This window comes from Pantoea sp. AN62 (assembly GCF_050432985.1).
GTDB classification, from domain to species: Bacteria; Pseudomonadota; Gammaproteobacteria; order Enterobacterales; family Enterobacteriaceae; genus Pantoea; species Pantoea brenneri.
The window spans coordinates 55321-81308 of record NZ_JBNPYB010000017.1 but is presented as its reverse complement, the minus strand read 5'-3'; the positions used below and the strand labels follow the sequence as shown (position 1 = coordinate 81308).

30 protein-coding genes and 1 pseudogene are annotated in these 25988 nt (G+C 54.2%); 25 read left to right on the top strand and 6 right to left on the bottom strand.

The annotated features are described in order from the left end of the window. Positions 1-84: 84 nt before the first annotated feature. The 6 genes from FHW04_RS19240 (at position 85) to copM (ending at position 4915) form a co-directional block, all read left to right on the top strand. Positions 85-969 (top strand): copper resistance protein B, encoded by an 885-nt coding sequence (locus tag FHW04_RS19240; RefSeq protein WP_089562158.1) that lies wholly within the window; start codon positions 85-87, stop codon positions 967-969. A gap of 31 nt (positions 970-1000) precedes the next feature. Next, entirely contained in the window at positions 1001-1381 is a 381-nt protein-coding gene (gene copC, locus FHW04_RS19235) for a copper homeostasis periplasmic binding protein CopC (protein WP_039389843.1), read from the top strand. Between the two features lie 4 nt (positions 1382-1385). Then, on the top strand, positions 1386-2318 hold the full coding sequence (gene copD / locus FHW04_RS19230) for a copper homeostasis membrane protein CopD (RefSeq protein WP_061716749.1): 933 nt from the start codon (positions 1386-1388) through the stop codon (positions 2316-2318). A gap of 31 nt (positions 2319-2349) precedes the next feature. Beyond that, positions 2350-3030, top strand: a complete 681-nt coding sequence (locus FHW04_RS19225; RefSeq protein ID WP_039389839.1) for a heavy metal response regulator transcription factor — start codon at positions 2350-2352, stop codon at positions 3028-3030. After that, complete coding sequence (locus FHW04_RS19220) at positions 3027-4436, top strand: heavy metal sensor histidine kinase (protein WP_089562071.1); 1410 nt, start codon at positions 3027-3029, stop codon at positions 4434-4436. Before FHW04_RS19225 ends, FHW04_RS19220 begins: the two co-directional genes overlap by 4 nt. Positions 4437-4564: 128 nt before the next feature. Further along, positions 4565-4915, top strand: a complete 351-nt coding sequence (gene copM / locus FHW04_RS19215) for a CopM family metallochaperone (protein ID WP_039389835.1) — start codon at positions 4565-4567, stop codon at positions 4913-4915. A 149-nt stretch (positions 4916-5064) separates the two neighbouring features. Here the strand turns inward: copM and FHW04_RS19210 are convergent, their stop codons facing one another. The 4 genes and pseudogenes from FHW04_RS19210 to umuD all read right to left on the bottom strand — a co-directional run bounded on the left by FHW04_RS19210 (position 5065) and on the right by umuD (position 8891). Beyond that, entirely contained in the window at positions 5065-7170 is a 2106-nt protein-coding gene (locus FHW04_RS19210) for a tyrosine-type recombinase/integrase (RefSeq protein WP_089562072.1), read from the bottom strand. After that, positions 7170-8156, bottom strand: a complete 987-nt coding sequence (locus FHW04_RS19205) for a tyrosine-type recombinase/integrase (protein ID WP_064740974.1) — start codon at positions 8154-8156, stop codon at positions 7170-7172. Before FHW04_RS19205 ends, FHW04_RS19210 begins: the two co-directional genes overlap by 1 nt. A gap of 73 nt (positions 8157-8229) precedes the next feature. Continuing rightward, positions 8230-8457, bottom strand: a pseudogene (locus FHW04_RS19200) (DNA polymerase V subunit UmuC); the annotation flags it as partial. Continuing rightward, the gene (gene umuD / locus FHW04_RS19195; RefSeq protein ID WP_089562074.1) at positions 8457-8891 is read right to left on the bottom strand and encodes a translesion error-prone DNA polymerase V autoproteolytic subunit; all 435 of its coding nucleotides are present in this window, start codon (positions 8889-8891) and stop codon (positions 8457-8459) included. The pseudogene FHW04_RS19200 and the gene umuD, both read right to left, overlap by 1 nt. A gap of 463 nt (positions 8892-9354) precedes the next feature. Between umuD and FHW04_RS19190 the strand changes: the two genes are divergently transcribed. The 16 genes from FHW04_RS19190 (at position 9355) to FHW04_RS19115 (ending at position 22492) form a co-directional block, all read left to right on the top strand. Next, positions 9355-9627, top strand: a complete 273-nt coding sequence (locus tag FHW04_RS19190) for an antitoxin (protein WP_089562075.1) — start codon at positions 9355-9357, stop codon at positions 9625-9627. Then, positions 9627-9992, top strand: coding sequence for a type II toxin-antitoxin system PemK/MazF family toxin (locus tag FHW04_RS19185; protein WP_089562076.1), 366 nt, complete (start codon positions 9627-9629; stop codon positions 9990-9992). The genes FHW04_RS19190 and FHW04_RS19185 overlap by 1 nt, the downstream gene beginning before the upstream one ends. A gap of 85 nt (positions 9993-10077) precedes the next feature. After that, positions 10078-10362, top strand: a complete 285-nt coding sequence (locus tag FHW04_RS19180) for a hypothetical protein (RefSeq protein WP_089562077.1) — start codon at positions 10078-10080, stop codon at positions 10360-10362. Positions 10363-10759: 397 nt separating this feature from the next. After that, positions 10760-11404, top strand: a complete 645-nt coding sequence (locus FHW04_RS19175; RefSeq protein ID WP_089562078.1) for a DNA methyltransferase — start codon at positions 10760-10762, stop codon at positions 11402-11404. A 374-nt stretch (positions 11405-11778) separates the two neighbouring features. Beyond that, positions 11779-12279, top strand: coding sequence for an antirestriction protein ArdA (locus tag FHW04_RS19170; RefSeq protein ID WP_089562079.1), 501 nt, complete (start codon positions 11779-11781; stop codon positions 12277-12279). A 40-nt stretch (positions 12280-12319) separates the two neighbouring features. Further along, positions 12320-12502 carry a hypothetical protein gene (locus FHW04_RS19165; protein WP_089562080.1) on the top strand — a complete coding sequence of 61 codons (183 nt, stop codon included), beginning with the start codon at positions 12320-12322 and terminating at the stop codon, positions 12500-12502. Between the two features lie 783 nt (positions 12503-13285). Next, entirely contained in the window at positions 13286-13519 is a 234-nt protein-coding gene (locus FHW04_RS19160; RefSeq protein ID WP_094106453.1) for a DUF905 domain-containing protein, read from the top strand. A 73-nt stretch (positions 13520-13592) separates the two neighbouring features. Continuing rightward, positions 13593-15629, top strand: coding sequence for a ParB/RepB/Spo0J family partition protein (locus FHW04_RS19155; protein WP_089562081.1), 2037 nt, complete (start codon positions 13593-13595; stop codon positions 15627-15629). Between the two features lie 38 nt (positions 15630-15667). After that, on the top strand, positions 15668-16105 hold the full coding sequence (gene psiB / locus FHW04_RS19150) for a conjugation system SOS inhibitor PsiB (RefSeq protein WP_158215719.1): 438 nt from the start codon (positions 15668-15670) through the stop codon (positions 16103-16105). Beyond that, entirely contained in the window at positions 16102-16833 is a 732-nt protein-coding gene (locus FHW04_RS19145) for a plasmid SOS inhibition protein A (protein ID WP_089562083.1), read from the top strand. Before psiB ends, FHW04_RS19145 begins: the two co-directional genes overlap by 4 nt. A 506-nt stretch (positions 16834-17339) precedes the next feature. Further along, positions 17340-17756, top strand: a complete 417-nt coding sequence (locus FHW04_RS19140) for a hypothetical protein (RefSeq protein WP_314919930.1) — start codon at positions 17340-17342, stop codon at positions 17754-17756. 89 nt (positions 17757-17845) lie between these two features. Continuing rightward, positions 17846-17992, top strand: coding sequence for a hypothetical protein (locus FHW04_RS19135; RefSeq protein ID WP_033766153.1), 147 nt, complete (start codon positions 17846-17848; stop codon positions 17990-17992). 47 nt (positions 17993-18039) lie between these two features. Continuing rightward, on the top strand, positions 18040-18858 hold the full coding sequence (locus FHW04_RS19130) for an N-6 DNA methylase (protein WP_089562084.1): 819 nt from the start codon (positions 18040-18042) through the stop codon (positions 18856-18858). Positions 18859-19559: 701 nt separating this feature from the next. After that, a complete protein-coding gene (locus FHW04_RS19125; RefSeq protein ID WP_089562085.1) occupies positions 19560-20528 on the top strand; it encodes a hypothetical protein in 969 nt (322 codons plus the stop codon). Between the two features lie 786 nt (positions 20529-21314). Continuing rightward, positions 21315-21620: a hypothetical protein gene (locus FHW04_RS19120; RefSeq protein ID WP_089562086.1), complete on the top strand. Its 306-nt coding sequence runs from the start codon at positions 21315-21317 to the stop codon at positions 21618-21620. A gap of 50 nt (positions 21621-21670) precedes the next feature. Further along, on the top strand, positions 21671-22492 hold the full coding sequence (locus FHW04_RS19115; protein ID WP_089562087.1) for a DUF932 domain-containing protein: 822 nt from the start codon (positions 21671-21673) through the stop codon (positions 22490-22492). 23 nt (positions 22493-22515) lie between these two features. On the opposite strand, the gene FHW04_RS19110 is transcribed toward FHW04_RS19115, so the two are convergent. After that, positions 22516-22989: a lytic transglycosylase domain-containing protein gene (locus tag FHW04_RS19110; protein ID WP_227021969.1), complete on the bottom strand. Its 474-nt coding sequence runs from the start codon at positions 22987-22989 to the stop codon at positions 22516-22518. Here FHW04_RS19110 and FHW04_RS19105 point away from each other — a divergent pair. Together FHW04_RS19105 and FHW04_RS19100 are read left to right on the top strand one after the other, a co-directional pair. Continuing rightward, positions 22930-23097: a hypothetical protein gene (locus tag FHW04_RS19105; protein ID WP_227021974.1), complete on the top strand. Its 168-nt coding sequence runs from the start codon at positions 22930-22932 to the stop codon at positions 23095-23097. The two genes, FHW04_RS19110 and FHW04_RS19105, sit on opposite strands and share 60 nt — an antisense overlap. Before the next feature lie 776 nt (positions 23098-23873). Next, positions 23874-24263 carry a relaxosome protein TraM gene (locus FHW04_RS19100; RefSeq protein WP_089562089.1) on the top strand — a complete coding sequence of 130 codons (390 nt, stop codon included), beginning with the start codon at positions 23874-23876 and terminating at the stop codon, positions 24261-24263. A gap of 514 nt (positions 24264-24777) precedes the next feature. On the opposite strand, the gene FHW04_RS19095 is transcribed toward FHW04_RS19100, so the two are convergent. Next, complete coding sequence (locus tag FHW04_RS19095; RefSeq protein ID WP_089562090.1) at positions 24778-25383, bottom strand: hypothetical protein; 606 nt, start codon at positions 25381-25383, stop codon at positions 24778-24780. A gap of 210 nt (positions 25384-25593) precedes the next feature. Between FHW04_RS19095 and FHW04_RS19090 the strand changes: the two genes are divergently transcribed. Continuing rightward, entirely contained in the window at positions 25594-25986 is a 393-nt protein-coding gene (locus FHW04_RS19090) for a type IV conjugative transfer system pilin TraA (RefSeq protein ID WP_089562091.1), read from the top strand. The last annotated feature ends 2 nt before the right edge of the window (positions 25987-25988 follow it).

Below are 25988 nucleotides of genomic sequence, written 5' to 3'. Positions count from 1 at the left end.
TCAGGATGGAATGATATGACAAAGTATTTTTCACGTTCCGCTGCAGGTTTGCTGGCCTGCACTGCGTTTGCCGGAGCGATCGTGATGCCCGCGTTTGCAGCACCTACGGGACCATCTGACAATTTACAACAGCATGATATGTCAGGCATGGACCATTCTGCTATGCAGGGAATGGATCATGCGTCTATGGAAGGAATGACGCCTGGGACATCCGGTATGGAGGGTATGGAATCCATGCAGCCCGCGGCGCCAGCAGAAAGCCGTACACCCATTCCGCCGGTTACGGAGGCGGACCGTAAGGCAGCATTCCCGGACGTACATGGGCATAAGGTTCATGACAACAGCATAAATTACTTTGTGCTTGCCGATCAGCTTGAATGGCAAAAAAACAACGATCCGGGTGGCTTCAGCTGGGATGTAAGCGGCTGGGCTGGCGGGGATATCAATCGACTCTGGTTACGTAGCGAAGGTGAAACCACCCGAGGTAAAGCCGAATCCGCAGAAGTTCAGGCTTTATGGGGACATGCTCTGACACCCTGGTGGGACGTGGTTGCCGGTGCCCGGCAGGATTTCAGGCCCGGAAAACCGCAAACCTGGCTGGCTGCTGGTTTTCAGGGCATGGCGTTGTACAACTTTGAAAGTGAGCTGACTGCGTTTGCCGGCGAGCAGGGACGGACAGCGCTCAGGCTGGAAGCCGAATACGATGTGCTGCTGACCAATCGCCTGATCCTGCAACCTTCCTTTGAGGCGAATATTTACGGGAAAGATGATGAGGCACGGGAAACCGGTAAAGGCCTTTCCAGTACCGAACTTGCTCTTCGCCTTCGCTATGAAGTGAAAAGAGAATTTGCACCTTACGTGGGGGTTTCGTGGAGCCAGCTCTATGGCAATACTGCTGATATGGCTGCCCGTGAAGGTGAAAAAGATAATGAAGTGCGCTTCCTCCTCGGGGCTCGCATGTGGTTCTGATGCAGTTAATTCAAACAAAACAGGTATTATTATGAAACATTCATCTGCCAAATATTTCTTCGCTTTAATTGCTTCTGGCGCGGCTTTTGCTGCACAGGCGCATCCGGAACTGGCGTCTGCTGTCCCTGCTGATAAGTCTCAGATAACGGCACCGTCTAAACTGGAACTGCATTTCACCGAAAATCTGGTAACGAAATTTTCCGGTGCCCGTCTTGTAATGACCGCCATGCCGGGCATGTCTTCTCATGCGCCAATGCCGGTTGCGGCTAAAGTCTCAGCGGGCAGCGATCCGAAAACGATGATTATCACACCGGCAAAAACTCTGCCTGCAGGAACCTATAAAGTGGAATGGCGGGCGGTATCTTCTGATACTCACCCCCGGACCGGCAACTACAGTTTCAGCGTGAAGTAATACCATGAACGATCAGACTTTTATTATCATCCGTTTTTTTCTTTACCTTGATCTTATGCTTCTTTTTGGCCTGCCTTTATTCGAAATTTATGGGGTAAAGGGAGTATTGAAGAAATCGGTATCGTTGTTCAGCGTCTGGTCGTTCTTTTTTACGCTCATCTCTGCTGGCATGGTTTTGTCCCTTGCAAATATGCTGCTTGTCGCTCAGGCCATGAGTGGCGTCAGTGATCCCGGCGAACTGACTCTCCATATTATGGAGATGGTTGTCGGGGAAACTGCAGTGGGCATGAGCTGGGTTATCCGCTTCGCTGCACTGGTCATGGCGTTTATCGGGCTTGGCCTGCGGCTCAGGCATGTCGGGCTGTCACGTTATGTGCTTACCCTGTCCGGCGGTATAGCACTTGCTACACTGGCATGGGGCGGGCATGCGGCAATGAATGACGGCATCAGCTACTATCTTCATCTTCTGAGCGATATCATTCATCTGACAGCGGCCGGGGCCTGGATCGGTGCACTGGCGGCTTTTACTCTGCTCTTATGCATCAAAAAGGCTGAAAAGGCTGTCTATGCCAGCCAGCTGGCCGCAGCGTTGTCGGGTTTTGCCCGTGCCGGCACGATCATTGTGCTGAGCATTGTCATCACCGCCGTAGTTAACTTCGTATTTATCGTTGAAAAGCCTCTGAGTACCCTACCGGGCAGTGACTATGGTCTGCTGCTGCTGGTAAAAACTGTTCTGTTTTTTCTTATGCTGCTGCTGGCCGCCGCCAATCGCTTCCGGCTTACACCGCGACTGGAAACGGCCCTGCTTCAGGGCCAATATAAGATGGGTATTTACCTGATGCGTAAAAGCATTATCACGGAATTTACTGTTTCGGTACTGATACTGGCAACCGTCGCCTGGCTGGGCACGCTATCGCCGGGTACCGGTATGGAATAACGACTAACCGTAGCCTGCAGGAAAGCTGCCCATGACCACTATGCTGATCGTTGAGGATGAACTGAAAACCGGTACCTACCTGAAACAGGGGCTTCTGGAAGCGGGATATGATGTAACCCTTGTAAACGACGGGCGTCAGGGACTGGAGCATATCCTGCGACAGCATTATGATCTCATTATTCTGGATGTAATGCTGCCCTCAATGGACGGCTGGGATATTCTTCAGCAGATGCGTATGGCCCGGCACGAAGAGCCCGTGCTGTTTCTGACTGCCCGGGATAACGTCAGTGAAAAGATTAAAGGTCTCGATCTTGGCGCGGATGACTATCTGCTCAAACCCTTTGATTTTGCCGAGCTCCTGGCGCGTATCCGCACCCTGCTCAGACGCAACCGTACGCAAACGTCCGGTACGCACCGCATTGCTGATTTGGTTATGGATGTCACCCGCCGGAGTGTGAGCCGTTCCGGCAAAAAGATACACTTGTCTGCTAAAGAATTTGTGCTGCTTGAGCTACTGTTACAGCGGACCGGAGAGGTGCTGCCAAGGAGCCTGCTTTCATCTCTGGTCTGGAATATCAATTTTGAAAGCGATACCAATGTGATTGATGTGGCCGTCAGACGACTTCGCAGTAAGGTGGATGATGACTTTACACCAAAGCTTATTCACACGGTACGGGGTATCGGATATGTGCTGGAGATACGGGAAGAGTGAAGCGTAACTGGTCCCTGACATCACGACTGAGCATAATCTTTGCCGGCGTGATGATGTCCGTCTGGCTTCTTTCGAGTGTGCTGCTTGTAGCCGCCCTCAGCAGTTATTTTCGTCATCAGGATGCCACATTGCTGACCGGAAAGCTTGAACTTGCCACAGAGCTTCTTGAGGGCGAGGTGCACGCCGGAAAGCTCGACAGCGCATCGCTTGCACGAAAGCTTTCGGATGCCATGGTTGGTCACAGCGGACTTTATCTTTCCGTTAAAACAACCGATAACCAGATGCTGGCCGACTATTCATCACCCGGTTTTTTGGTGCCTTATGAGCGCTTTAGCGACGAAGCTACCCGTCCGGGTATTATGCAGACGGTAGAGGAAGATAGCTGGCGTTATAACGTTATGGTCAGAAAAATTAATGCTAAGAGCGCAGGAAAACTAAACGATGTACTGATTACGGCCGCCTATGATACCAGCCTTCATGATGAGTTTATCGGTCAGCTTAAAAGATGGCTGGTCTGGTTTAATGTCGCCCTGATATTTATCTCCGTTTTTCTGGGATGGCTCGTCACCCGGATGGGACTCAGGCCTCTGAATGAAATAAACCGGCTTGCCTCAGCAATTACGATTAACAGCCTGAGCAAACGTCTCCCTGGCCATAATCTGCCAGCCGAACTAAAGGTAACAGTAGCTGAATTTAACAGCATGCTTGAACGGCTGGAAGATTCATTCTGTCGTCTGTCTGAGTTCTCTTCGGATATCGCGCATGAACTGCGTACCCCTGTCAGTAATCTGATGATGCAGACTCAGGTTGCGCTGTCCCGTGAACGTGATGCCGAAAGTTACCGTGAGGTACTTTTTTCAAATCTGGAAGAGCTGAGCCGGCTCGCCAGAATGAGCAGTGATATGCTTTTCCTGGCTAAATCTGAAAACGGGCTGATGCCTCTGGAGAAACAGGACGTTTCGTTAAACGCAGAGCTGGAAGAACTCCTCGATTTTTTTGAACCGCTTGCCGGTGACAGCGGTAAAACGCTTTCTCTGCAGGGGGAGGCAGTTGTCAGAGGCGATCGCCTGATGCTGCGTCGTGCAATGAGTAATCTGATAACTAACGCCATAAAATATTCATTACCGGGATCAGCTATTAATGTGCTGGCTGAACACCACGCCGGCAGGGTTTTTATACATATCTCTAACCCCACAGAAAATATCAACCGGGATAGTCTGAACCGGCTTTTTGACCGCTTTTACCGGGGCGACGCTTCCCGTCAGCATAATACGGACGGTGCCGGACTGGGGCTGTCCATCACCCGTTCTGTTTTACTGGCTCATGAGGGCGATCTGCAGGTTTCCATGAACGATAATGTAATTACGTTCACGGCAATGATGCCGGCTCCCCGGGAGGTGTTTTAACGTTTTACCGGCAGGTCGGCAATTTTCATGGTCTTGTACTGCCTTAGTATCAGTAATAGGTTTCCCGGCACATTAAAGGATATCGGGAAAATCTGAAGTCTGAATCCAATACATGAAGGAGTGACGTTATGAAAAAAACGCAATTTGTTTTTGCTTCACTGATTTTTGCCCTGCCGGCTGCCGTTATAGCACAGCAGCCGGACTCAAAGATGTCCCAGGATATGAATATGTCCCCGGCTTCAAAAGAGTACATGTCTGGTATGCAAAAGATGCACAGCGGCATGATGAATGCCATGAAGGAGCAGGATGCTGACAGAGCGTTTGCCAGGGGCATGATTGAGCACCACAAAGGGGCTATTGCCATGGCCGAAACGGAACTGAAATACGGGAAAGATCCGGAAATGAAGAAGATGGCAGAGGACATTATCAAAGCGCAAAAAGGTGAAATTGAGCATATGGAAACGTGGCTGAAAAAATAATCATCTTCCGCTTTGGGGTCTGTTAACGTAAAGCAGGTTTCTGGCGGAGGACCTCTGGGAATCTTTAATGAGAAAGTAATATAACCTGTCTGAACCTTCGCCCCGGGTCCATTCAGGCAAAATGCTTCTCCGGGGCGAAACAGGGTGCCTTACTGTTTTTTCAATGCATAATCCAGTTTTTCCATATCGTTAACGACAATTTCTTGCTCGTCAGCAGTCAGAGGAACTTCCTCCAGATAACGCTTCACTGAAGCCTTACTTTCCAGCAGCAGGCCTCTGGCGCTTTCTTTAGGTAGGTTAAAATCGCACCCGATACAGGCCATACGGTGAGGGCAGCTGCTCCAGAATGGGTTCGTACAGAAAGAATCCCCTAAATCGTAATAGGTTGCCGGTCCGGTCAGGCTGACAGCCTCCGGATCATGATCGATTAGCACGCTCATCATATGCGCCACCCGGTCCGCCTTCACAAAAGACGCAGCCAGCTGGGTAGGACGTATACGAATATAATGCATGGTGGACTGAGGCGTAGAATGACCTGACCACTGCATCAGCTCATACAAAGTCATGCCCTGTGGAACACTGGCCAGGGCTGTAACTGCTGAAGCGCGCCCCCGATGGCTGGTAATTGGCCCCCGGCTGTCTTGCGCAGGCACACCCGCTCTGGCACAGAGAACCGGGATGACAGTCCGGTTTATGACATCCCTGCCGACAGGTTTGCCCCGAAACTGAAACAGGAAGCGGACTTTTTCACCGGTACGCTCATCCGTAAGAGCTGCCTGTTCCTGTGGACGTTCGCTGAGCCAGATATCAACGTACTTTTTCACGACGGCAGAGATAGGTTTTACAAAGGCTTTAGACGTTTTTCCTGCCGGTACGCTGAGGTAGCAAAGCGTTCCTGCCGGAATGATGTTGCCATCCTCCCGCCTGATATCATCCACCTGCAGAGTGATGCAGCCAGCAGTAAGACGCATTAACTCGTTCTGGCGCAGCCCGGCATGTGTCCAGATAACGGCCATCGCCTGCAACATGGACAGAGGATAGTGAATGTCACTCAGGAGATCTTCATGGCGCAGATTGAGGCTTGCCCAGATCAGCTTCAGCCAGACCGGATCATCAATGACGCGGGGATTTACACTCTGACGGAACAGTGGAGTGCCAGGCGTAGAGAGATGTCGTGCCGGACTGAATTTCAGTCGCCCCCAGCCCCAGTTTTCATAATCGATCATGAAACGGAGAACCGCATAAACAAATCCACTACGGGAATTCGGCAGCAAGGGCTCACCTATCCGGGCAGATTGCCGGGCACCTCCTTCAGTGCCCAGTGACAGCTCGCCCACCTTCATTCGTCCAACTGCCGCAATAAAGCTGGCACAGGTTTCCATTGTCCAGTCGGCCGGTTCGTGGATATCCGGATATTCACGGGCAAGCCACAGCCCACAGCGGAGAATAAAACTGTACTGGTTCTCCCGCGATCGGGGGCGAAGCACTGACGTATCCCTCCATTTCCGGCACCACCTGACCCAGTCTGCCGCGATACCTTGCGTGGGTTTTTCATGCCATTCTTTATAATTCCGCATACGCACAGAATTTTTTATGATGCCCATTGCGGCAAGTGCGTGTGAAACCCTGCCAGCTGTTTTTGCTATTCCCCGGTCGTGATAATTCTGCGCCCGCCACAGCAGATCGATCGTAAAGCTTTCAAGTTGAGGATTGTTATTAATCAGCATCAGTACGCCGAGTATGGCTGACAGAGCATTTTTCTGGTTCTGACTTTTATAACCAAGCGAAACCAGAACTTCAGTCAGACGGCTGAGCTCCTGACTGAAAATGTTCTGTCCAAAAATGGCTCGGGCATACAGCGACGGCGTGCCCTGATGCGGCAAACTGAACGGAGAAGAAAATGGGCCAAGATGAAAGGCAAAAGCGGCAAGCAGCGGCCTGCCTGATTCATGCTGCTGTAACAGAGAGATCCATTTTTCCTGCGGCCACTGCCAGCAGGGTTTCCCTGTCCGGTGTGTTTCTGCCAGAACGGAAAGAATTATGATTCTGATCAGCCTGTCACTGGTTCCACTGCGAGTGGCAATATCCTGCAAAGGCATCAGTAACAATGACAAAGAATCCGGCTGTTCGAGAGCGGCTGATCTGCGATGGCCTGTACTTAGCGCTGCCCGTTCTTCAGCAGTGAGCACATCATTCAGCTGATAATCTGTACGTTCAAAGGGGCTATAAGTACAAATGATTACTTCTTCTTTCATCAGCGAGTCTCCGTCTGAAAAATAAGGCCGGCAACTTTTCGATCAATTTCAGCTACTGCAGCGGCCATCCGACCAGCCAAATCAGAACCTGAAAGATGGATGTAAATCTGGGTAGTACGCGGATCGCGGTGTCCTGCGTATGCGGCTAGTTCATGGAGTTTCCATCCAAAGCGTGCCAGGTGCGTCAGACGAAGATGGCGGAAGGTATGTGTGGTGATTTGTGGAAGGCCGGCATCAAGTGCCCATTTCCGGACGGTTTTACTCCAGTTCCAGAAAGACAGGGGGGCACCGTGGTTACGATCAGAAGCCGAGCGAAACAATGCACCTTCTCGGTAACCCGCGAGCCGTAACTGCCGGAAATGATTTGCCAGCACCGGTGTTACGGCGGAACTGTAGCAGACTATCCTTTCCCGCCTGTTTTTCGTCGTTTCGGCGCGAACACGAATCAGACGATGAGCAGGATCAATATCTTCAAGCATGAGGGAGGCTACTTCTGCGCGACGAAGCGCACCGTAATACGCCAGGGCTAGCATCAATCTGTCACGCAGGGAGGCGGCAGAGACATGCATCAGGAATCTGAGCCATTGCTCATCATCAGGAATAACGGGCAGACGTGTGATACGGGGAACCAGACCGCGTCCCGTATAAGCGCTCCCCGGCAAACCCGAACGGGGTAACGGGTTGAGACTGCAGATATCCTGATAAACCAGAAAGTCATACCAGAGACGGATCGCAGAAAGGCGCAGCTGGAGCGTGGCGCTGGCCGCGGGAAAAGGCATGCCGGGTAGCTGAGGGCTGATGTAGGCGGCCAGGTCTTCAAACCGGGCCTTTTCAGGTTCAATGCTGTTCTGGCTGCAGAACGCAAAATAATGGCTGAGGGCACTGCGGTAGGCGGAGAGTGTGGCCTGAGCCCTGCCCAGGTCGGACAGCAGTTTCAGCCAGCGCTCCGCCAGTACCAGAACGTCCTCATTTGGTGGAATCATCATTGTGTTTACCTCTGACAGCAGCATTGCTACTCAAAGTTTACCCAGTCAATGTTGCATTCCACTTAACTTACTAGAGCGCGTAATTACTTGAAAAACAATGAACCTTACTTGAAAATCCTCTTTCACGCAGTTTGAACCAGGGCTCTCCCATTTTTATACCCAGCGCCTTAGCCTCTTTGTTTCTGGCGATAACGCAACCATCATTATTTGAAGCAACTACCACAGGCTGCCCTTTAAGATCCGGGCGGAAAACCTGTTCGCAGGAGGCATAGAAGCTGTTCACGTCAGCCAGGGCAAACATCATTTTCCCCGGGTGCTATGAATGAAATGGGTGACTACGCCAAAGACATCAAGCTCGTCCGGGTTAACATAAATGGCCTGATGGGGAGGATTGAGCGATCGCAGCGCAAGGCGGGGCCGCAGCTGCAGCTGCCGGACAATAAACTCACCATCAGCTGTGGCCACAATGATGTCACCATGGTCAGGCGTGACTGCACGATCGATTACCAGCAGGTCGCCATCCTTCATGCCGGCGCTGGCCATACTGCTTCCGGAGGCCCGGAGAAAAAATGTTGCTGCAGGATGTCTTACGCAGTACTGGTGCAGGTTGAGTTCTGACTCAACATAGTCCTGAGCAGGGGAAGGGAAACCAGCCGGGACCCGCTCAAGAAAGAGTGGTAGTGACATTTCCTGCGGCTCATCAGCCGCTAACTGTATTGTGAAAGAAGCGCTCATAGGTATGCCTGAAAATTATAACTGTTTTTATATACAGTAATCTGGCTGCGGCAATTTTACCAGTCGCCCGCTGTAAAGATGCGGGCGGGAGAACCTGCAGCATCAAATAAGCCGGCCCGGAGGGGCCTTCAGGGGGCTAAATGCCGGGAGTGGAGTGAACGCAGATCATGTTGGCTACCGATGCCATTACGCTTCCTCGGCGCTGCTGTTCGTTCCTCGCTACGCTGCGGTACGCCTCAGCCGCGCCTGCGGCGAGCGTTACGGTTGCACGTTCAGGGCAGAAAGATGTGTGGCTTGGCCTGTTTTACTCCGGGCAGTACCGCAACTGGTCATGAGCATGACGATCACGCGACAGTTTTGTGCTCCTGACGGTAAAGAAAGAGGAATAAATAACAGCTTAAAGTGTGACTTAGTGTCACTCTGTGATAAAGTATGTGTAACTAAGTGACACTCCGGAGGAACTATGGCATCAACAAGACTTCGTCAGCAGGGCGGGGCAGTCGTGCTGACTATCCCGAGCGAGATTGCAGTAAGGGCTGGCTGGACGGTCGGCATCGAGCTTGACGTGACTGCAGAGGGCGAAACCGTAAACATAGCACCTGTCGCGCGAGTGCCTCGCGGTCGACGGACCGTTTCGCAGTTGCTGGCTGGTATCGAGCAGGAGGAAATCCAGAGCTACAACGAAGAAACAGCTGACGGCCTGAGAGATGCGCCGCAGGGCAGGGAGCTTATCTGATGGTTTCAAGAAGGGTGCCGCAGAAGGGCGAAATCTGGCATGTTAATGGTGATCCGGTGGAAGGTCGCGAGTTTAAGGGACCGCATTACTACCTGGTTATTTCGCCGCGGGAGCTGGTCGCGGCACTCGGAACGGCTGTCTGCGTGCCGGTGACAAGTGGTGGCGGCGCATCACGCTCGAAGGGTGTAACCGTCTACCTGGACGGTAACAGCACGGACACCGGCAAGGTTACCGGCGTGGCATTATGCTATCAGCTGCGCTCACTTGATCTGGCGGCGCGCAGGGCGAGCTATGCCGCCACGGTTGAGCCACACATTATGGACGAGATACTGTCCATGGTGGTCGATCTGATCGACCCGCGTTAATTGTTCCCCGGGCGGGCTGCAGATGCTGCCCGAGATGGGCACTGAAAGCACTCACCTGTGTTCCGAAGACAAAAAAGGAAAGTCTATGGATCAGGCTGCAACTATGTTTGAAAATATCCGCATAGCAATCCCGATAATAATCGCTGTGATTTTGTGGATTTATTTACTTTTCATTAAAAACGATATAAGGCTTACGGAAGAGCTGCTCCGTGACAAGTTGTGGATTGATGATCCATCAGCATCTCCAGAAACGGATATGGAAACCAACCTGAAAGCTAGCATCGCTGCGAAAGAACAGCAGGCACGTACGGCTATTAAAGTAGCACTTATGTTTTCAGGGGTAGCAATATTCTTTGCGGTATGGATTTAAGGCATAAATCAGACAAGTCGCCGCAAGGCGGTTTTTTTACGCCCTTCTCCGGGCATTCGGTAAAATCATTGTCGGCCAAATCGGCCCACTTAGATGAGGCCGGACGTCGTTATGCACACTCAATAAGGTTTTCGCTGCGCTCAGCTTTTACCGTGTCCGCTCTCCGGGCGTACACGATTGAAATCCCCGCCGTGTCCTCACTGTAGCCGGGCTGCGCGCCGGTCAAGGGTAACGCTACGCCTGCATGCTCACCCGTTCCCCTCCGGGCGCGGGGCATTCAGCCCGCCCCGGCGGCGCGTGCGGCTTCCGCTGCCGCCCGTGTCCGTCACGCTTTGCGCCCGTCTGTGTGATGGCCACGGCGCCACTTCCGGCGCCTCCATCAGATGAGGAGCTGCATATGTCACGTTTTATCCTGGGCGATTCCACCACAGTAATGGCCGGTTTCCCCTCCTGTGCTGTGGATTTTATCCTGACCGATCCGCCATACCTGGTCGGGTTTAAGGATCGGTCAGGGCGCTCAATTGCCAACGATAAAACGGACGAGTGGGTGCTGCCGGCAAGCCGCGAAATGTACCGGGTACTGAAAAATGACAGTCTGGCCGTAAGCTTTTACGGCTGGAACCGCGTGGATGTATTTATGCCGGCATGGAAAGCGGCCGGCTTCCGTGTGGTCGGGCACCTTGTATTTACCAAACCCTATTCGTCCAAATCCGCGTTCGTGGGCTATCAGCACGAAAATGCGTATCTGCTGGCCAAAGGCCGTCCCGAGCTGCCGGCACAGCCGTTATCCGATGTTATACCCTGGCAGTACACGGGAAACCGTCATCATCCGACCGAAAAGCCGGTCAGTATTCTCCGCCCGCTCATTGAATCATTCACGCGGCCGCGCGCCATTGTGCTTGATCCCTTTGCAGGCAGCGGCTCAACCTGTGTCGCGGCAGAAGAATCCGGCCGTCGATGGATAGGCATCGAGCTGCTCGAAGAGTACCACGCGGCAGGGTTACGCAGATTAAGCGCAATGCGCCCGGCACGCGCAGCATAAACCGTTCCGTCCGGGCAGATCGGCCCGGAATTTACCCGCCCAATGAATAATGATGTCGCCGCGCTCCGCCGTTTATGCACGCCGGCGGCGTGCGGACGATAAGGCTCCTTGCGCGTAACGGCCAGTGCCGTGCCTTCACTTTAGCCCGGCCGCTGCGTGTTCAAGAGATCGCTGCGCTCGCCGTCCTCGCCCGTTCGCACTCTCTCCGTCGCGCTTCCGCTCATTCTTCGCGTCACCGCCGTGCGTAATTCCGCCTCCGATCGCTTGCGCTGCGGCCTGCGGCGTCGCTCCTGAACACTCCGCTGTCCGCCGGGCTGTCATGCAGGCACGGCACAGGCCGGAACTGTGATTACTTTGACTGTGGAGGATTTCTTATGACATTTAGCGGACCAGCGGTATACGTCGGTACTTACCATAAATACAACTGCGGCAGCATTTTCGGGAAGTGGTTTGATCTCACAGACTTTGAGGAAAAGAACGCGTTTCACGACGCGTGTCGCGAACTCCACGCCTCTGAAGAAGATCCTGAATTTATGTTTCAGGACTGGGAGGGTATTCCGTCTAAATTCGTGTCTGAATCGTTTATCGACTGGGATTTCATCGCGGCGTGGAAGCGGGCGAAAAAAGAGGGCAGGGAAGACGCCTTTGTTGCCTGGGCGGATTATTCCGGCGGGTGCGATTTCGACGCGTTTGATGATGCGTACAGGGGGAGGGCGGAAAGTGAGGAAGATTATGCATATGAGCAGATTGAAGATAGCGGCCTGCTGAATGACGTACCGGAGCCGCTGCGCTTTTATTTCGACTATGAGGCCTATGCCCGTGACCTGTTCAGCAGCGGGTATGTGCTGCACGACGGCTTTGTATTCAGCAACTGATGACGCCGGCAGGGTATAGCCCTGCCGTAAAGGAGAAAAAATGAAACTGACACCGCAAACCCGCGACATCCTTCGCCAGTATAAAGCCGTGATTAACGACCGCCGCCGTAGCAGTGGCCAGAGAGAGCTAAGAACGGAAGAGATCGTAGACGAAATTTGTTATTTCATGACCTGTCAGAGTGCTGTTTATCTCGGCAGCCATTTTATTTTGCAGAGGGGGTAGAGGTCAGCCGAAAGATTCAGGCGGTTCCGGCCGCCTGTCAGCCCGCCGAAAAACCTTCGCCTGCGGCGGCGGGGCGGCAGGACCTGCGCCTGACGGCGCAGCCACCGCTCCGCCTTTGATTACGTGATTCATCAAACCGGCTTTCACTGCCATTTTTTCAGGACTTTTCCGCATAGTTTGCACGCAGTGCTTCTGGTTTCACCCGTTACTTGCAGACAGTTCTTTGTCTCACCGGGCGTCCTGTCGGCTGTCATGCTTCGCACAGAGCCGGCAAACCGTCTCTGCCCGGCCCCGTTCCGGGGCAACGGGTTTCCATCCTGACGCAACACCTTCCGCTCGCAGCAGCCGTTCCGGCTGCGCCGCTCAGTCTCGCCGTAAACGGCGCTCCCTGCATCCCGCCACCACACACGGCGGGATGTAAGGGGCAACGCTGTTTCGCGCCCGCGCGTCACACCGTTGCGGCGGGTTCCTGCTTTCCTCATGGGTTGTTTCGCCCGTCTGAGTCCTTTCGCCGGGGCTGAGACAAGCACAAACCGCCTGGCTGTCCAGGGACGGCTGAAGCCTCTCGCCGGAAAATTTTTTATGTGGCCAAAAATTTTTCCGCTCGCTCCCGGACATCTGCACCGGCCCGTGCTCGTTACGCCCTTTGCGGCGAACGGCTCTCAAACGGGTGAAGGTTACAACCTGGGGAGAAAGCAGCAGTTCCCCGCAAAACGTCAAGACCGCGGCCCCGGCAACTCAACGGGTGAGGGTTTTAAGGGCAAACACAATCAGGAGATTTCAGTGGAACAGCCAGCAGTTGTGCGCTTACCGGATGACACCTATACGCGTGAGCAGGCGACGGCAGTCGCCGCGCAGTACACCAATGTTGCTATCGAAGACGATCAGGGTACGCATTTTCGCCTTGTCGTGCGCAGGGACGGCGATTTGGTCTGGCGGGCATGGAATTTTGAATCAAATGCGGGTTACTGGCTGAACCGTTATATCGGTGATTACGGTATTCGCAAAGCGCAGTAAGCAGTTAAAAGGTGCCCTGCGGAGCAGTCACTCCGCAGGGCGTGACAGCCATTAATCCAATGAGGAACTAACGATGTCAGTAACAGAGTCTAAATCAAAAGCAGCAAAGAAAACCAGCACCGCAAAAGTGACCGGGGCCGATCAGGCGGCAGTAAAAGCGGCGCTTGAAGCCGCGCCGGTTGAACACGCGCCCCTGTCAGCGTTTGTGATGTCGCTGCTTAATGTCCGCACCATCCCCTATTCAGCTGAAAGCGTTGAAAGCATGGCGGCAACCATTAAGTCGGTCGGCCTGTTACAGAATCTGGTCGCCCATGAACTGCCGGACGGCGAACTGGCGGTGGCCGCAGGAGGCAAACGCCTTACCGCCCTGAATCTGCTGCTTTCACAGCAGTTTCTGACCCCCGATTACCCGGTGCCTTTCAAGCGCGTCTCCGCAGAGATGGCCGTACTGGTTTCCTACATCGAGAATGCGCAGCGCAGCGATATGCATGCTGCAGAACAGATTGCCAGCTTCGTTACCCTCGCTTATCAGGGTAAAACCCCCGAGCAGATTGGTGCCGAAATGGGCTACAGCACCCGCCATGTTCAGCGCATGCTGAAACTCGCAAACCTTGCACCATCACTGCTTAAGCTGCTGGCAGACGATCAGCTGACTGTTGAGCAGTGCCAGACGCTCTGCCTTGAAGACGATCAGGCCCGTCAGGTGCGTATCTACGAAGAGGTGAAAGCTTCCTGGCCTAACCTGCCGGTCACCATGCTGCGAAAACTCATTACCGATAAAGAAATCTCGATCACTGATAAGCGCTTTCTTTTCGTAGGTCGTGAGGCGTATGAGGCAGCAGGCGGTGTCGTGCGTGAAGACCTCTTCAGTCAGCAGGAGGGTGAGGGAACGGCTGACTCGGTGCTGCTGGAAATTCTGACCGTGCAGAAGCTGACCGCAATGGCGCAGGACATTCAGGAAAGCGAAGGCTGGAAATGGAGCATGGGCCAGCTGAGTTCGCTTTACCCGCACAGGGATGCACTGACGTATCAGCTGACTGACGAGCCAGAGCCTGTGTACATCGGTGATGAAGAAAGCCGCATCGATGATCTGTATCAGAAGGCCGACGAATGTGCGCAAAGCGCCGACGACGAGGGCTACAGCGCCGCCAGTGATGAAATTGACATTATCGAAAAAGCTGCGCTGATCCGCGCCTGGACCCCGGAAATCCGCGCCATGTCGGGCGTGGTGGCCGGGTTCGATAAATACGGTGAACTCTGTGTGCAGCGCGGTGTTGTGCGGGTTGCCGATCTGCAGGATGAAGAAAGCAGCGAAACAGAGCAGGGCGCACAGTCTGCCGCCCCTGAAGTCAGCCCGATTTGGATGGATAAAAAGCCGGATGCGGCTGAGGGTATCAGTCTGCCGCTGCTCACCAAAATGTCCTCTGAACGCACCCTTGCCGTGCAGGCTGCGCTGATGCAGCAGCAGAAAAAGGCCGTTTCCCTTCTGGTCTGGCAGCTTTGCACTGACGTATTCACCTCCGGCTCACATTATGGCAACCCGTTTGGCATCCGCGTAACCGTACCGCACTACAGCCTGACGCAGAATGCCCCGTCCGGTGACAAAGGCCCGGGCTTTACTGCCCTGATGCAGGAAAAGGCCCGTCTGGCAGCCCTGCTGCCGCCTGAGTGGAAAAAAGACTTCACTGCCTTTTTCAATCTGAGCGGTGAAACGCTTATGTCACTGATGGCGTTCTGTGTCGCCTGTTCGGTTGACGGGGTACAGACGCGTGAATATCAGCGCACCTCTGATAGCCGCCTGGACTCACTGGAAAACGCCATTGGCTTCCACATGCGTGACTGGTGGCAACCGACAAAGGCGAATTTCTTCGCTGACCTGAAGCATACACAGATTATCGATGCACTGACTGAGGCCGGGTTTACAGGCGCGGCTGCTGACGCGGCGAAAATGAAGAAGGGGGATGCTGCTGAACTGGCTGAGGGAAAAATGCGGGATACGCGCTGGGTGCCAGCCTGGATGAAAGGGCCGGAGCCTGAAACGACCGGCGGGGCCGGATCTGCTGAGGCTGACAGCGACACTGACAACAACGATCCCGCTCACGCGGCCTGATAAGGAGCGCCGCCCTTCGGGGCGGCATGGAGATAAACATGAAAAATAACAATGCTCTGAATCTGACCGTGCTGACCGGAATGCACCCCTGCGAATTTGAGGAGTGGCGCGAAAGAGGAGAGAACGATCGCCATATTCTGACCTGTGCCGTCGCGCAGCTGCTGCACGTGCCAGCAGGCTGGAATGTCAACGGGGAATACCGAGCCGAATTTGGCGGCTTCTTTCCGGTGCAGCTGCGCTACACGCCGCCCGGAGAGGCTTTTAGTCTCTGCGTTTGCAGTCCGGGAGACGTGTCCGGGGAGTGGCTGATTGTACTCATGTCAGCTGAGGGTAACTGCGTGCGCGAGGTGCTCAGGCTGACGCCGTTCGACCCGCAGCGCATCAGCGACCTGATCGCTGCAGCGGCACAGGCATCCCTGCTGGAACACTGCGCAGCCGGCATGGCGGAATATCTGGCAGAAGGAGAGTTCGCATGATCCCGGTCAGCCGTTCACTGGTTCCGCTTTCACCTGCACGCCGTGCAGCGATGCAGGCCATCGCCTTCGTTGAAAACAGGCATGAACGTAACGTGTACTGTGCAGACTATCCGTATGCACACGCCTTTTTCCGCCTGCTCAGGGGCAGCAGGCGGGTAACCCTGAAAGAAATCCGCTTTTTCCGTCCCTCGATGCCTGAGGCCGAATTCAGGGGTAACAGACAGTCATGGCTGGCAGCGATTGACCGGATGATTGCCAGTGCCGGTGAGGACTGCCCGCATCCGTTGAGCAGTTATGACGTTCACGATCTGTTTCCGGGATGGCGGTTTCAGGGCGCAGAGCGGCAGCGGCGAAAAACGGCGCTGCGCGATGAGAAGTATTCCCGCCAGTTCCGCCGGGAGCAAGAGGAGAAAACGCGGACTCATCAGGCGGTAAAAGGGCAGGCTGAGATTGACCTCGCATTCCACACGCCAGCCAGTGTCAGCAGCTGGATATCACGCTGGTCTGACTCGCAACTGCATCATACAGAGCTGGAGATCTTGTTTTATCGGTGGAGTGAGAGATTCCCTTCACTGAAATCTCTGGATCGCTGGGAAATGGAAGGTCAGCCTTTGTGGAAACTGGGAGCAGAGGCCCGGTTACTGTCAGAAGAATCGACCGCGATGACGCAGGAGCTGGAATGCTGGATGGTACCAAACAAGCTGATGTTCAGGGCGGTGGCGGTATGAGCCAGGGCGATTACAGCACTGAACTGAAAACGGCACGGAGTCATGGCCCCCTTCGGCTCCCCGGCGTTGCCGGGTCGTCAGTCCTACTGCGCTAACCGGCTTTGCCGGTAAGCTCCGCCGAACCCCTTCGGGTTTCGGACATAGGGCCTGATGGCTGAGGTCAAAGGCTGCAATCGGCTGTCGCCGGTGCTTCAACCGGGCGCGCTGCGCCCTTTTCGGGCGTCACGCCGTTCCGTCGTGACGAATGTGTTCATGCTCACCCCTGCGCTGACACCCTTTTCCGGCTGGTACGGAGCGGAGGGCTGGTCGTAGCACCGTCATCCGTTCGCCCGCAAGGGTCCGCTTCGCCGTTCCTCGCCCGTTCGCACTCGCCATAAGGCCGGCTCGCTTGCGCTGCGGCCTGCGGTGACGCCCCTGCGTTCGCCCGCCTGCCGTTGCTACTTATGCCCTTCGCCGCGCCATACCAACCGAAACAAGGTTTTAGCAACCATCAGAGGAGAACCAGCATGAACACACAGAACGTCAAAACCGCCGCAACCAAAACCACCGAAACCTGGGCTGAAGGGCAAAACATCAACGGCTCAGATCTGCGCTTTGCCGATGGTCTTATCAGCGCAGGCGGTTACGCCGAAGAAGCGCGGAATTACTGGCTCAGTCGCGAAGCGGCGGCGGTAAAAGCGCCAGCGGAGATCGACGTACACCGCTTTCACGATGCGCTGGGGACGCTCTATCCGCTGAACTGGGAGTGCAGTGAAAACGGAGACAGTGAATCGTTCATGTTTGCAGAAATGTACTGCGGCGAGGTAACGGACATTTATGCCCGTATCGGTGTGCGTTACTTCCGCCTGCGTAATTACACCCACATGAGGCACGCCCAAATCATAGCGAGCGTTAAGGAGGCATTTGAACTGAACCAGAAATGAAAAAAGCAGGCATAAGCCTGCTCATTCACCGCCGGAACCACGCTACCAACGACCGTTCCGGCGCTATCAAACTTAACGGAGATAAACCCATGCAATTCGACCCGCAAATCGTGTCACACGCACAGGCATTTGTAAATGCCCTTCGCAAAGGGAAACGCGCGCGCGTTCCGGCTATTCGCCTGGAGCACTGGCAGCAGTTTATGACGCTGGTTTATGCCGGACTCGGCCTCGCGTGATGTGAAAAGCCGCCCCCGATCGGGGCGGCTGTTAGAGGAACAGAGTGATGTCTCAGATAAGTTTTTCGGAATTTTTTGACCAGGCACAGGACGCGGCACCGGCTGTTCAGCGTCCTGTACCGGCACTGCCTGTAAGACTGCCTGCGGTTTCCGCGCCAGTGTTCAGCCTTGCCGCCGCCAGAAAACAGTTTATCAGCGTCTTCCGGCAGACCGGGTATAACCTGCGCCGCTGGGAGGTGTTCAGCGATTTTATTATCCTGGCAGCCAGTGGGCTGGATATAGCCCGGATCAGAACGCCGGAAAGCATTGAACGCTGCCGGAAAATCAGCGAACGCTACAGCGCCGCCGACATGCGTAATATGCATGAACTGTTCGCGCTGATGGTATGTGCGCTTCAGGCTCAGTTTCATGATTTTCTGGGCGCTGTATTTATGGAGCTGGAGCTGGGCGACGATCGCCGGGGGCAGTATTTTACGCCTTACAGCGTTCAGTCAATGATGGCCCGCCTGATGATGCCAGGCGTGATTGATACCATCCGGCGGGAAGGGATGTTTACCCTGTCAGAGCCGACCTGCGGAGCCGGGGGAATGGTTATCGCTTACGCCGAGTACCTGATTGAAGCCGGGTTAAACCCTTCCGTTCAGATGTTCGTCAGTTGCATTGATATCGATCCTGTCGCGGCGGATATGGCGTTTATACAGCTTTCGCTGCTCGGCATAGCAGCCGAGGTTGTCACCGGTAATACGCTGACGCTGGAGTTTAACCGGGTGCGCTATACACCGGCTTACTATCTCAATGATTTTGAAGAACGTCTCAAAAGCCAGCGCCGGATCAAAGCGATGCTGGCTTTTATCAGGGCAATGTAGGTCACGGATAAAACAGCAGGGAACCAGAGGCAGCGTAAGCTGCCCTTTTGCCCCGCGCTGACTGCCAGAGCGCCAGCCCCTGCGGGGCAGGTTAAACCCGGTGCTGACGCACCGGCTATCCCCTTTCACCTGTCCGCATTCACACGACAGCCCCGTCTCCTGCTGATAGCCTGCCGTTTCTGCTCTCCGGGCTGATTCTGCTACTGCTACTGCTACTGCCAGGACATGGCCCCCTTCGGCTCCTGCCCTGCGGGCAGTCGTCAAGCCTCACTCCGCTAAGCGGCAAGCCGCTAAGCTCCGCCGAACCCGCAGGCGGGTTCGTGCCTGACGGCTAGAGTCTGATGGCTGAGGTCAACGGCTGCAACCGGCTGTCGCCGGTGCGTTCACCGGGCGCGCTGCGCCCTTTAAAGGCGTCACGCCGTTCCGCCGTGCCGGAGGTGTTCATGCTCATTTCATTTCCGTGCGGCTGTTCTGTTCCGGTGGTTCCCCGCGGAGGGCTGGTCGTAGCACCGTCATCCGTTCGCCCGCAAGGGTTCGCTTCGCCGTTCCTCGCCCGTTCGCACTCGCCATAAGGCCGGCTCGCTTGCGCTGCGGCCTCCGGTGACGCCCCCGCGTTCGCCCGTCTGCCGTTGCTCCTTTGCCCTCTGCCGCGATGAACTCACCGAAACATGGTCAACAGCAACCGACAGAGGAGAACCAGCATGAACACCCACAACGTCAAAACCGCCGCTTCTGAATCTACCGAAACATGGGTAAAACAAAACTTCGACGTGCACCTGTCCGTGCGCACAAACCGCCGGTTAAGCCTGGCGAAGCTGGAAGGCGATCTGATGAAGCACCGCGCCATGAAGGCGCTGGGTGTTGAAGCTGAAGACCTCTTCGATGACCTGCAGTACGCGGCTGAGTTTGTCACCACGATGATCGCCATGGGAGATATTGTCACGCCGTCCGGGTATGAGCTGGCGTCGTCCGTCCGGTCGCTGGCCATCGGACTGTATCCTGAAGCGTGGAAAGGGCTGGACCTGGCATGGCTGCAGGCTGATGCTCCGGAACGCCGGGAGGCTGTGCGTCAGTCATATATCGAGAGCGCCCGCCCTTTTGGCGTCACCGTATGTGGCCGCATGGAATTCCACGAAGATGATCAGAATTTCGGCACGTACTGGCAGGAAAGGGAAGTCTGCCTGGGCCGGGCTGATACCATCCAGGAGGCGATGGAGTTGCTGGTTACGGCTGACCAGACGGGCGACTGGAAAATGCGTGACACCGGCGAGGATTACTGGGATGAGGATTTCGGGCGCGATATGGGGCCGATCGGCTTTTCACCTGAAATTGCTGTCATCACTGACCTGGCAAACCGGGTCGTGCTGCGGGGTAATGCCCGCACGCTGGAATGGTCAGTGCCGGAAGCCGATCCTGCTGCGTCAGAGCGTATTGCCGCACAGAAAGCAGAACTGCTAAGTCAGGCAGCCCTTGAATCCGGCTGGGACAACTATGAAACCGCTCGCCAGTTACGCCGCCAGGCCGCCATGCTGGATCTGACCGGCGTTCATGCCGTCTGGCAGGACAGCCCTGAAGTTGCTGATGCACTCAAACGCTACATGCATCCCGGCTTTCGTCCGGATGAGACAGAGATCATTGAAGGGGGCGATCAGATTGAATCAATGAGCTGAGGTAAATGGGGGCCCGGGACAGAAAATCCCGGGCCTTCAGCCAGCACTGGCGGACAGTAATTTTGCGGGCTGCTTCTCTGCGCCGATGAAAATTTCAGTCGTGAAACGGCCGCAGAATCCGTGCCGAGCAGGGCGCAAACCCTGCAGGCCCTGCGGGCCAGGCAAAACCCGGTGCTGACGCACCGGTTCTCCCCTTACGCGTTCTCTGTAGCCTGCAACAGATGTCCGCTGTCTGAGAGTTGTCTGTATGCCGGTGCCGGTTGTGCAGATCATTGTCCGATTACTGCCTTTACTGACTAAACCTCAACATCAGGGTCCCGGGCATGGCCCCCTTCGGCTCCTGCCCTGGCGGGCAGTCGTCAAGCCTCACTCCGCTAAGCGGCAAAGCCGCTAAGCTCCGCCGAACCCGCAGGCGGGTTCGTGCCTGACGGCTAGCGTCTGATGGCTGAGGTCAACGGCTGCAACCGGCTATCGCCGGTGCGTTCACTGGCCACGAAAAGCCGTGGCCGCTGAAGGCCGGACCGGCATAGCCGTCCGGGGTGTGTTCATGCCCGTTTTCGCGCGCGGCGGGCCTGTTCCGTTCAGTCCAGGCGCGGAGGGCTGGTCGTAGCACCGCCGGCTCGGCCAGAAAGGGGTGAAATGCACGCCACCAGAAACTTTTTGCCTGGGGCCGCAAAAACTTTCCGTCGTCGCCCCTTTCTGCCCTCCCTTCGGCGATGCTCCTTTGCCCTCTGCCGCGACTGGATCGACCGAAACATGACAACCCACCTGAGCAGGAGAAATGCCATGAACACACAGAACGTCAACGTCAAAACCGCCACGCCAGAATCTCCCAAAACATGTGCTGAAGGGCACGGCGATGCGCTCAGCCCGGCGCATTTTCGCGATCTGTATGACCACCTGCACACAAATGCCGTGTTTACGGGCATCAGCGGGGTTAACAGCGCGCAGCTGGCTGAGCTCGACGCGCTGGAGGAGCCCACTGAGGAGCCTGAAGCGGCGATCATTTACCTGCATAACGGGTGGCCACTGGCGCTGTATGAGTACGACACCGGCTATCTGATATTCCGCGAAGCGCTGGCCGCTTTATAAACCGGCCTTTATTTCAGAGATAACACTAAATTATTCAGAGGAAATTAATTATGGTCCGTTTTGCTTCCCGCTATGCCGCCCCGACTGCTATCCGTAAAAACAGCCCGCTGAATAATGATGAGCTGATGCGCATTGTTCCGAGCGCATTTTCAGCCGAAAAGCATGATTCACGCTCTGAGCGTTATACCTATATTCCGACTATTACCCTGCTGGATAAACTGCGCGAAGAAGGGTTCGAACCTTTTTATGCCAGCCAGTCGCGCGTGCGCGATCCGGAGCGCCGTGAATTTACCAAGCACATGATCCGCCTGCGCCGGGTAAATAATAACGGCGGCGAAGAGGTGCCGGAAATTGTATTACTGAACAGCCATGACGGCTCCAGCAGTTATAAAATGATCCCCGGTATTTTCCGGCAGGTTTGCACCAATGGCCTGGTATGCTGGAAATCGTTTGGTGAAATCAGCGTGCCACACAAGGGAGATATTGTGTCGCAGGTTATCGAAGGCGCTTATGAGGTGCTGGGCGTGTTCGACAAGGTGGAAAATAATATCAGCATGATGAAATCCATTCAGGTTAACAGTGAAGAACGTCGCCTGTTGGGGCAGCTGGCGCTGGAGTATAAATATGACGGAAAAGAGCCGCCGGTGTCAGCTGAGCGTATTATTCAGCCGCGCGCCTGGTATGACAAAGGCACCGACCTGTGGACCGCGTTTAATATCGTGCAGGAAAACCTGATTAAGGGAGGCGTGCCCGGCAGAACGGCGAAGGGAAAAAGAACCACCACCCGGCCGGTAACAGGCATCGACGGCGATATAAAGCTGAATCAGGCGCTGTGGAAAATGGCGGAGGAGTTCGCAAAACTCAAGTCTTAAAAAATAACCCCGGCGCGCCGGAGTTATTTTTTCTCAGGCATCTCGTCCGCGGTGAGGAACGTTTCTGGCGCGGGCGTTTTTTTATTCTGCTGCACCATTGCGGTGTAAACTTCATCCCGTGCAATCAGCACGCGGTAAATACTTTTAATAATGGCCGCATATTCACGACGCTGTTTGATCAGCTTCGGGCTCGGGCCGGTGTTGTACATCCCGACACTGTCCCAGTTCCGGCCGTACTGCCTGAAGTTTCTCGCCTCGATCCACGCACCGGTATAAATGCAGATGCACGGATCTTTCAGCAGCCTTTCCCGTGTAATATCAAACTTTTTCAGCTTACTGAAGTGAGAGCTGTTTATCTGCATGTTACAGACGTCATGCGTGCCGCCGCTGCTTTTGGTGTTCAGCGCATTATTACGCATGCGTGATTCCTGTATTGAATGGGCCATCAGCAGGCGCGGATCAATACCGAAATCCTGACCGGCTTTCGTGAAGCACATTTCCGGCGCGGCCTGCGCGCTGAATACAGCGGCAAGCGCGAGAGCAGCAAATCCTTTCATTCTGATAATCTCACGTGCGTGCGCATAATGCGCCAGGCGGGTTCGTGAGAAAAATACTCGCTCGGATCATCCCTTGCAATATAATTCGTTACAGACGCGCACGTTGCGCTGGCTGGCAGATAACGAACTTCACCCGGGATATAAAGAATTCAGCAGGACAGGGTTATTTAACAAGCCGCTCCTCGGGGGTAAACTTTCATCACACCCCACGCAAGATGTAATCTTGCAGTTTAGTTGTTTAAAAACAGGTGCTTAATGTAAATTATTGGCTATTTTCTGGCTGCGTGAACAAAATTGTGTGTTAATTACCACACATTGCAGTGCCTGATTGTGTGGTAATGAAGTGCCTGATTGTGTGTTGTTGCAGTGCCGAATTGTGTGTTCATCAGGCACTGTAAACGGCACTGTTATGTGTGCTAATTGTGGCTAAATAACAAAATCAGGTGCTTATGTAGGATGTTTTCAAGCATGGTGCCGGATTGACACACATCAAAAATGCCAGTGGTGCCTGATTAACACACATTGAAAACAGCTGCAGTGCCGGATTGACACACATAAAATGCAGTCAGAATGCGCGATTTATGCGTGACAGGTGGTTGCAGCGCCGGGTTAAAACACATTAAAGGCAGGTATAGTGCCTGATTAGCACACCTCCCGGATTAAATGAACAGTGCCGGATTGACACACACTGAGTCGGAGGTAAATAATACCGGGATGGTGAGTTTATCCGAACGCGGCAGTCAGGCTGGCGCCGTAAAGACGGTTATTATAAATAAATCAAAAAGGCAGGTTTAAATAAACTCTGCCTCACAGGGAATACCAGAATGGCGCGCAGAAATATTTACTTCAAAGAAAAAACTGAAAGGGAAGTGCAGGGGTTGGTGCAGATAGAGCTGCAGAACGGCGCAAGCCACGGCGAAGTTAACTTTTCCTCTGTGGTGAATGAACTGGTAGGCATCGGTCTGATGGTCAAGAAACATCAGGGGGAAGGGAATAAGTTTGATGTGGAAGAATTCAACCGTGACTTAATACGTCGCGTTGCGGGAACACGGGAAGGAACAAGTATCATGATGGCTATGCTGACGGAAATGTATCTGCATATCCGCGGTGAGTCCGGGCCGCAGGTGCTTGAAGAGATGATTGACCAGAACCTGACAGAAATGAGCGCCGCAGAGGATAAAGCTGAAAGTAAACATTTTATTAAGGATGAATAAGGATATCTGACCTGATATAACCGTTAATTAATCAATGCTGAATGATTAATTAACGGCGGCTGGACATTTTCAGCCACTCACCTTCATCAGTCTCATCCCGTTTACATGCTGCTTTCCAGCTGTATTCAGTCTGCTGATTCTGCATGATGTGATTCTGCAAGAGTTAAATAACGAGCCATTACGCCGCCGTTATGGATGTGACGAGAAGCCCTCAGTTAGTTATACAGGAAATGATTAGAGCATGGGGTGATATATGAGTGAATGAGTCTGCGGGCTGGTCCGGTTAATTAAAGAAGCTCTTGCCAGACGTTAATAAGCTTCCTTTGCCGGATGGTTTGTTTTTCCCCTGATTATGTATATCTTATGTTTGTTATGGGCAGGCATGCCAGCGCTGTACGGGACGACTGACCCGTACAGCGGTAATAACAGACAAGCCTTTGCTCTGAAGTGTAAAAGAAGAAGCGTTACTTAATAAACTTTCTTTATAAAACACGCAATAAGTCAGAATATTTAATCACGGTTCCTGTTTTTTATCCGCCAGCGGGTTCTCTGCCACAATGACCTTTTCCAGAATAAACTCGTCAAACAATATCGCCAGCTCACGCAGCCGCCTGACCTCTTCGTTTTCGGGCAGCTGCTGCTCCGTTAAATAGTTCAGCGAATCCAGCAGGCGCTCCTGTATTTCCATGTTCATACTCCGGCGGTTAAACCGCGCGCTGATTTCCATATCCCGCCGCAGGTTTTCGGGAAAGCTGCTGCTGAACGCACGGTTCTTTCCGGGAACGAACGGTTTCTTTTCTGCCTGCATCGTTTCATCCGGCTGATATTCCTCCCGGATAACATCCAGCCGGGACTGAATAAATTCATCAAACATCCTTGCCAGCGCAACCAGCCGCTGACCATCATCCGTTTTAATAATATGCCTGCGGGGCGAGAAGTGCATCGACGCAATAAGCCGGCTGATAATCTCATCGTTCGTGGTATATCGCCTGACGCGTGCCGCCACGCGCAGTTCCATCAGAAGATTTTCCGGCAGCCACAGTTTCCGGTACTGCATTTCTCCTCTGGCATATTTCCGCGGACGGCCACGGCCGTCACCCATTTTCTCTTTTACTTTCATGTTTCAGTACCGCCCTACGAGGCTTACCCTGGTCAGGCTGCAAGCGTACGCCACGCTCTTTCAGGATTAATCCTAAAAAAATGCAAGTGAACCCTTAAAAGTGTGACATGCGTCACAGATTTTTTTTTTTTGAGAAAATGTACACTTACGGCGCGTTACGTCCGTTTACGCACACTGACATTTCTTTAACTCAAACCGAGGGTTTTACTCATGAAAGTTGTCACGTCACACCCTGTACTCGTGCAGGGGTCTGCGGAAGCCTGCCCGCTGCACAGCGAAGCGGCGCAAGGGGGGCTTATCGGCATCTTATGGCACGCCTTTAGTCTCCTTTACCGTCATCGCGCTAACGTGCTGCTTATCTGCCTTGCCGTCGCTGTTTTTGCCTTGCCGCATCTGGCAGGCGCAGAGGACCTGCTGGCCAGCCAGAAGGCTGACGCCAAGGATACGTTTGGCCACGGCAGCACCGTGGAGTGGGGGCTGTACATCGCTGAAATCATTCTTTCAGTGGGCGCTTACATCAAGGTGCGTAACCCGATGATTCTGGTCGGCGGCATCCCGTTCCTCATCGTCATCACCCGCGTGTTCTTCAGCCTCGCCGGCTGACC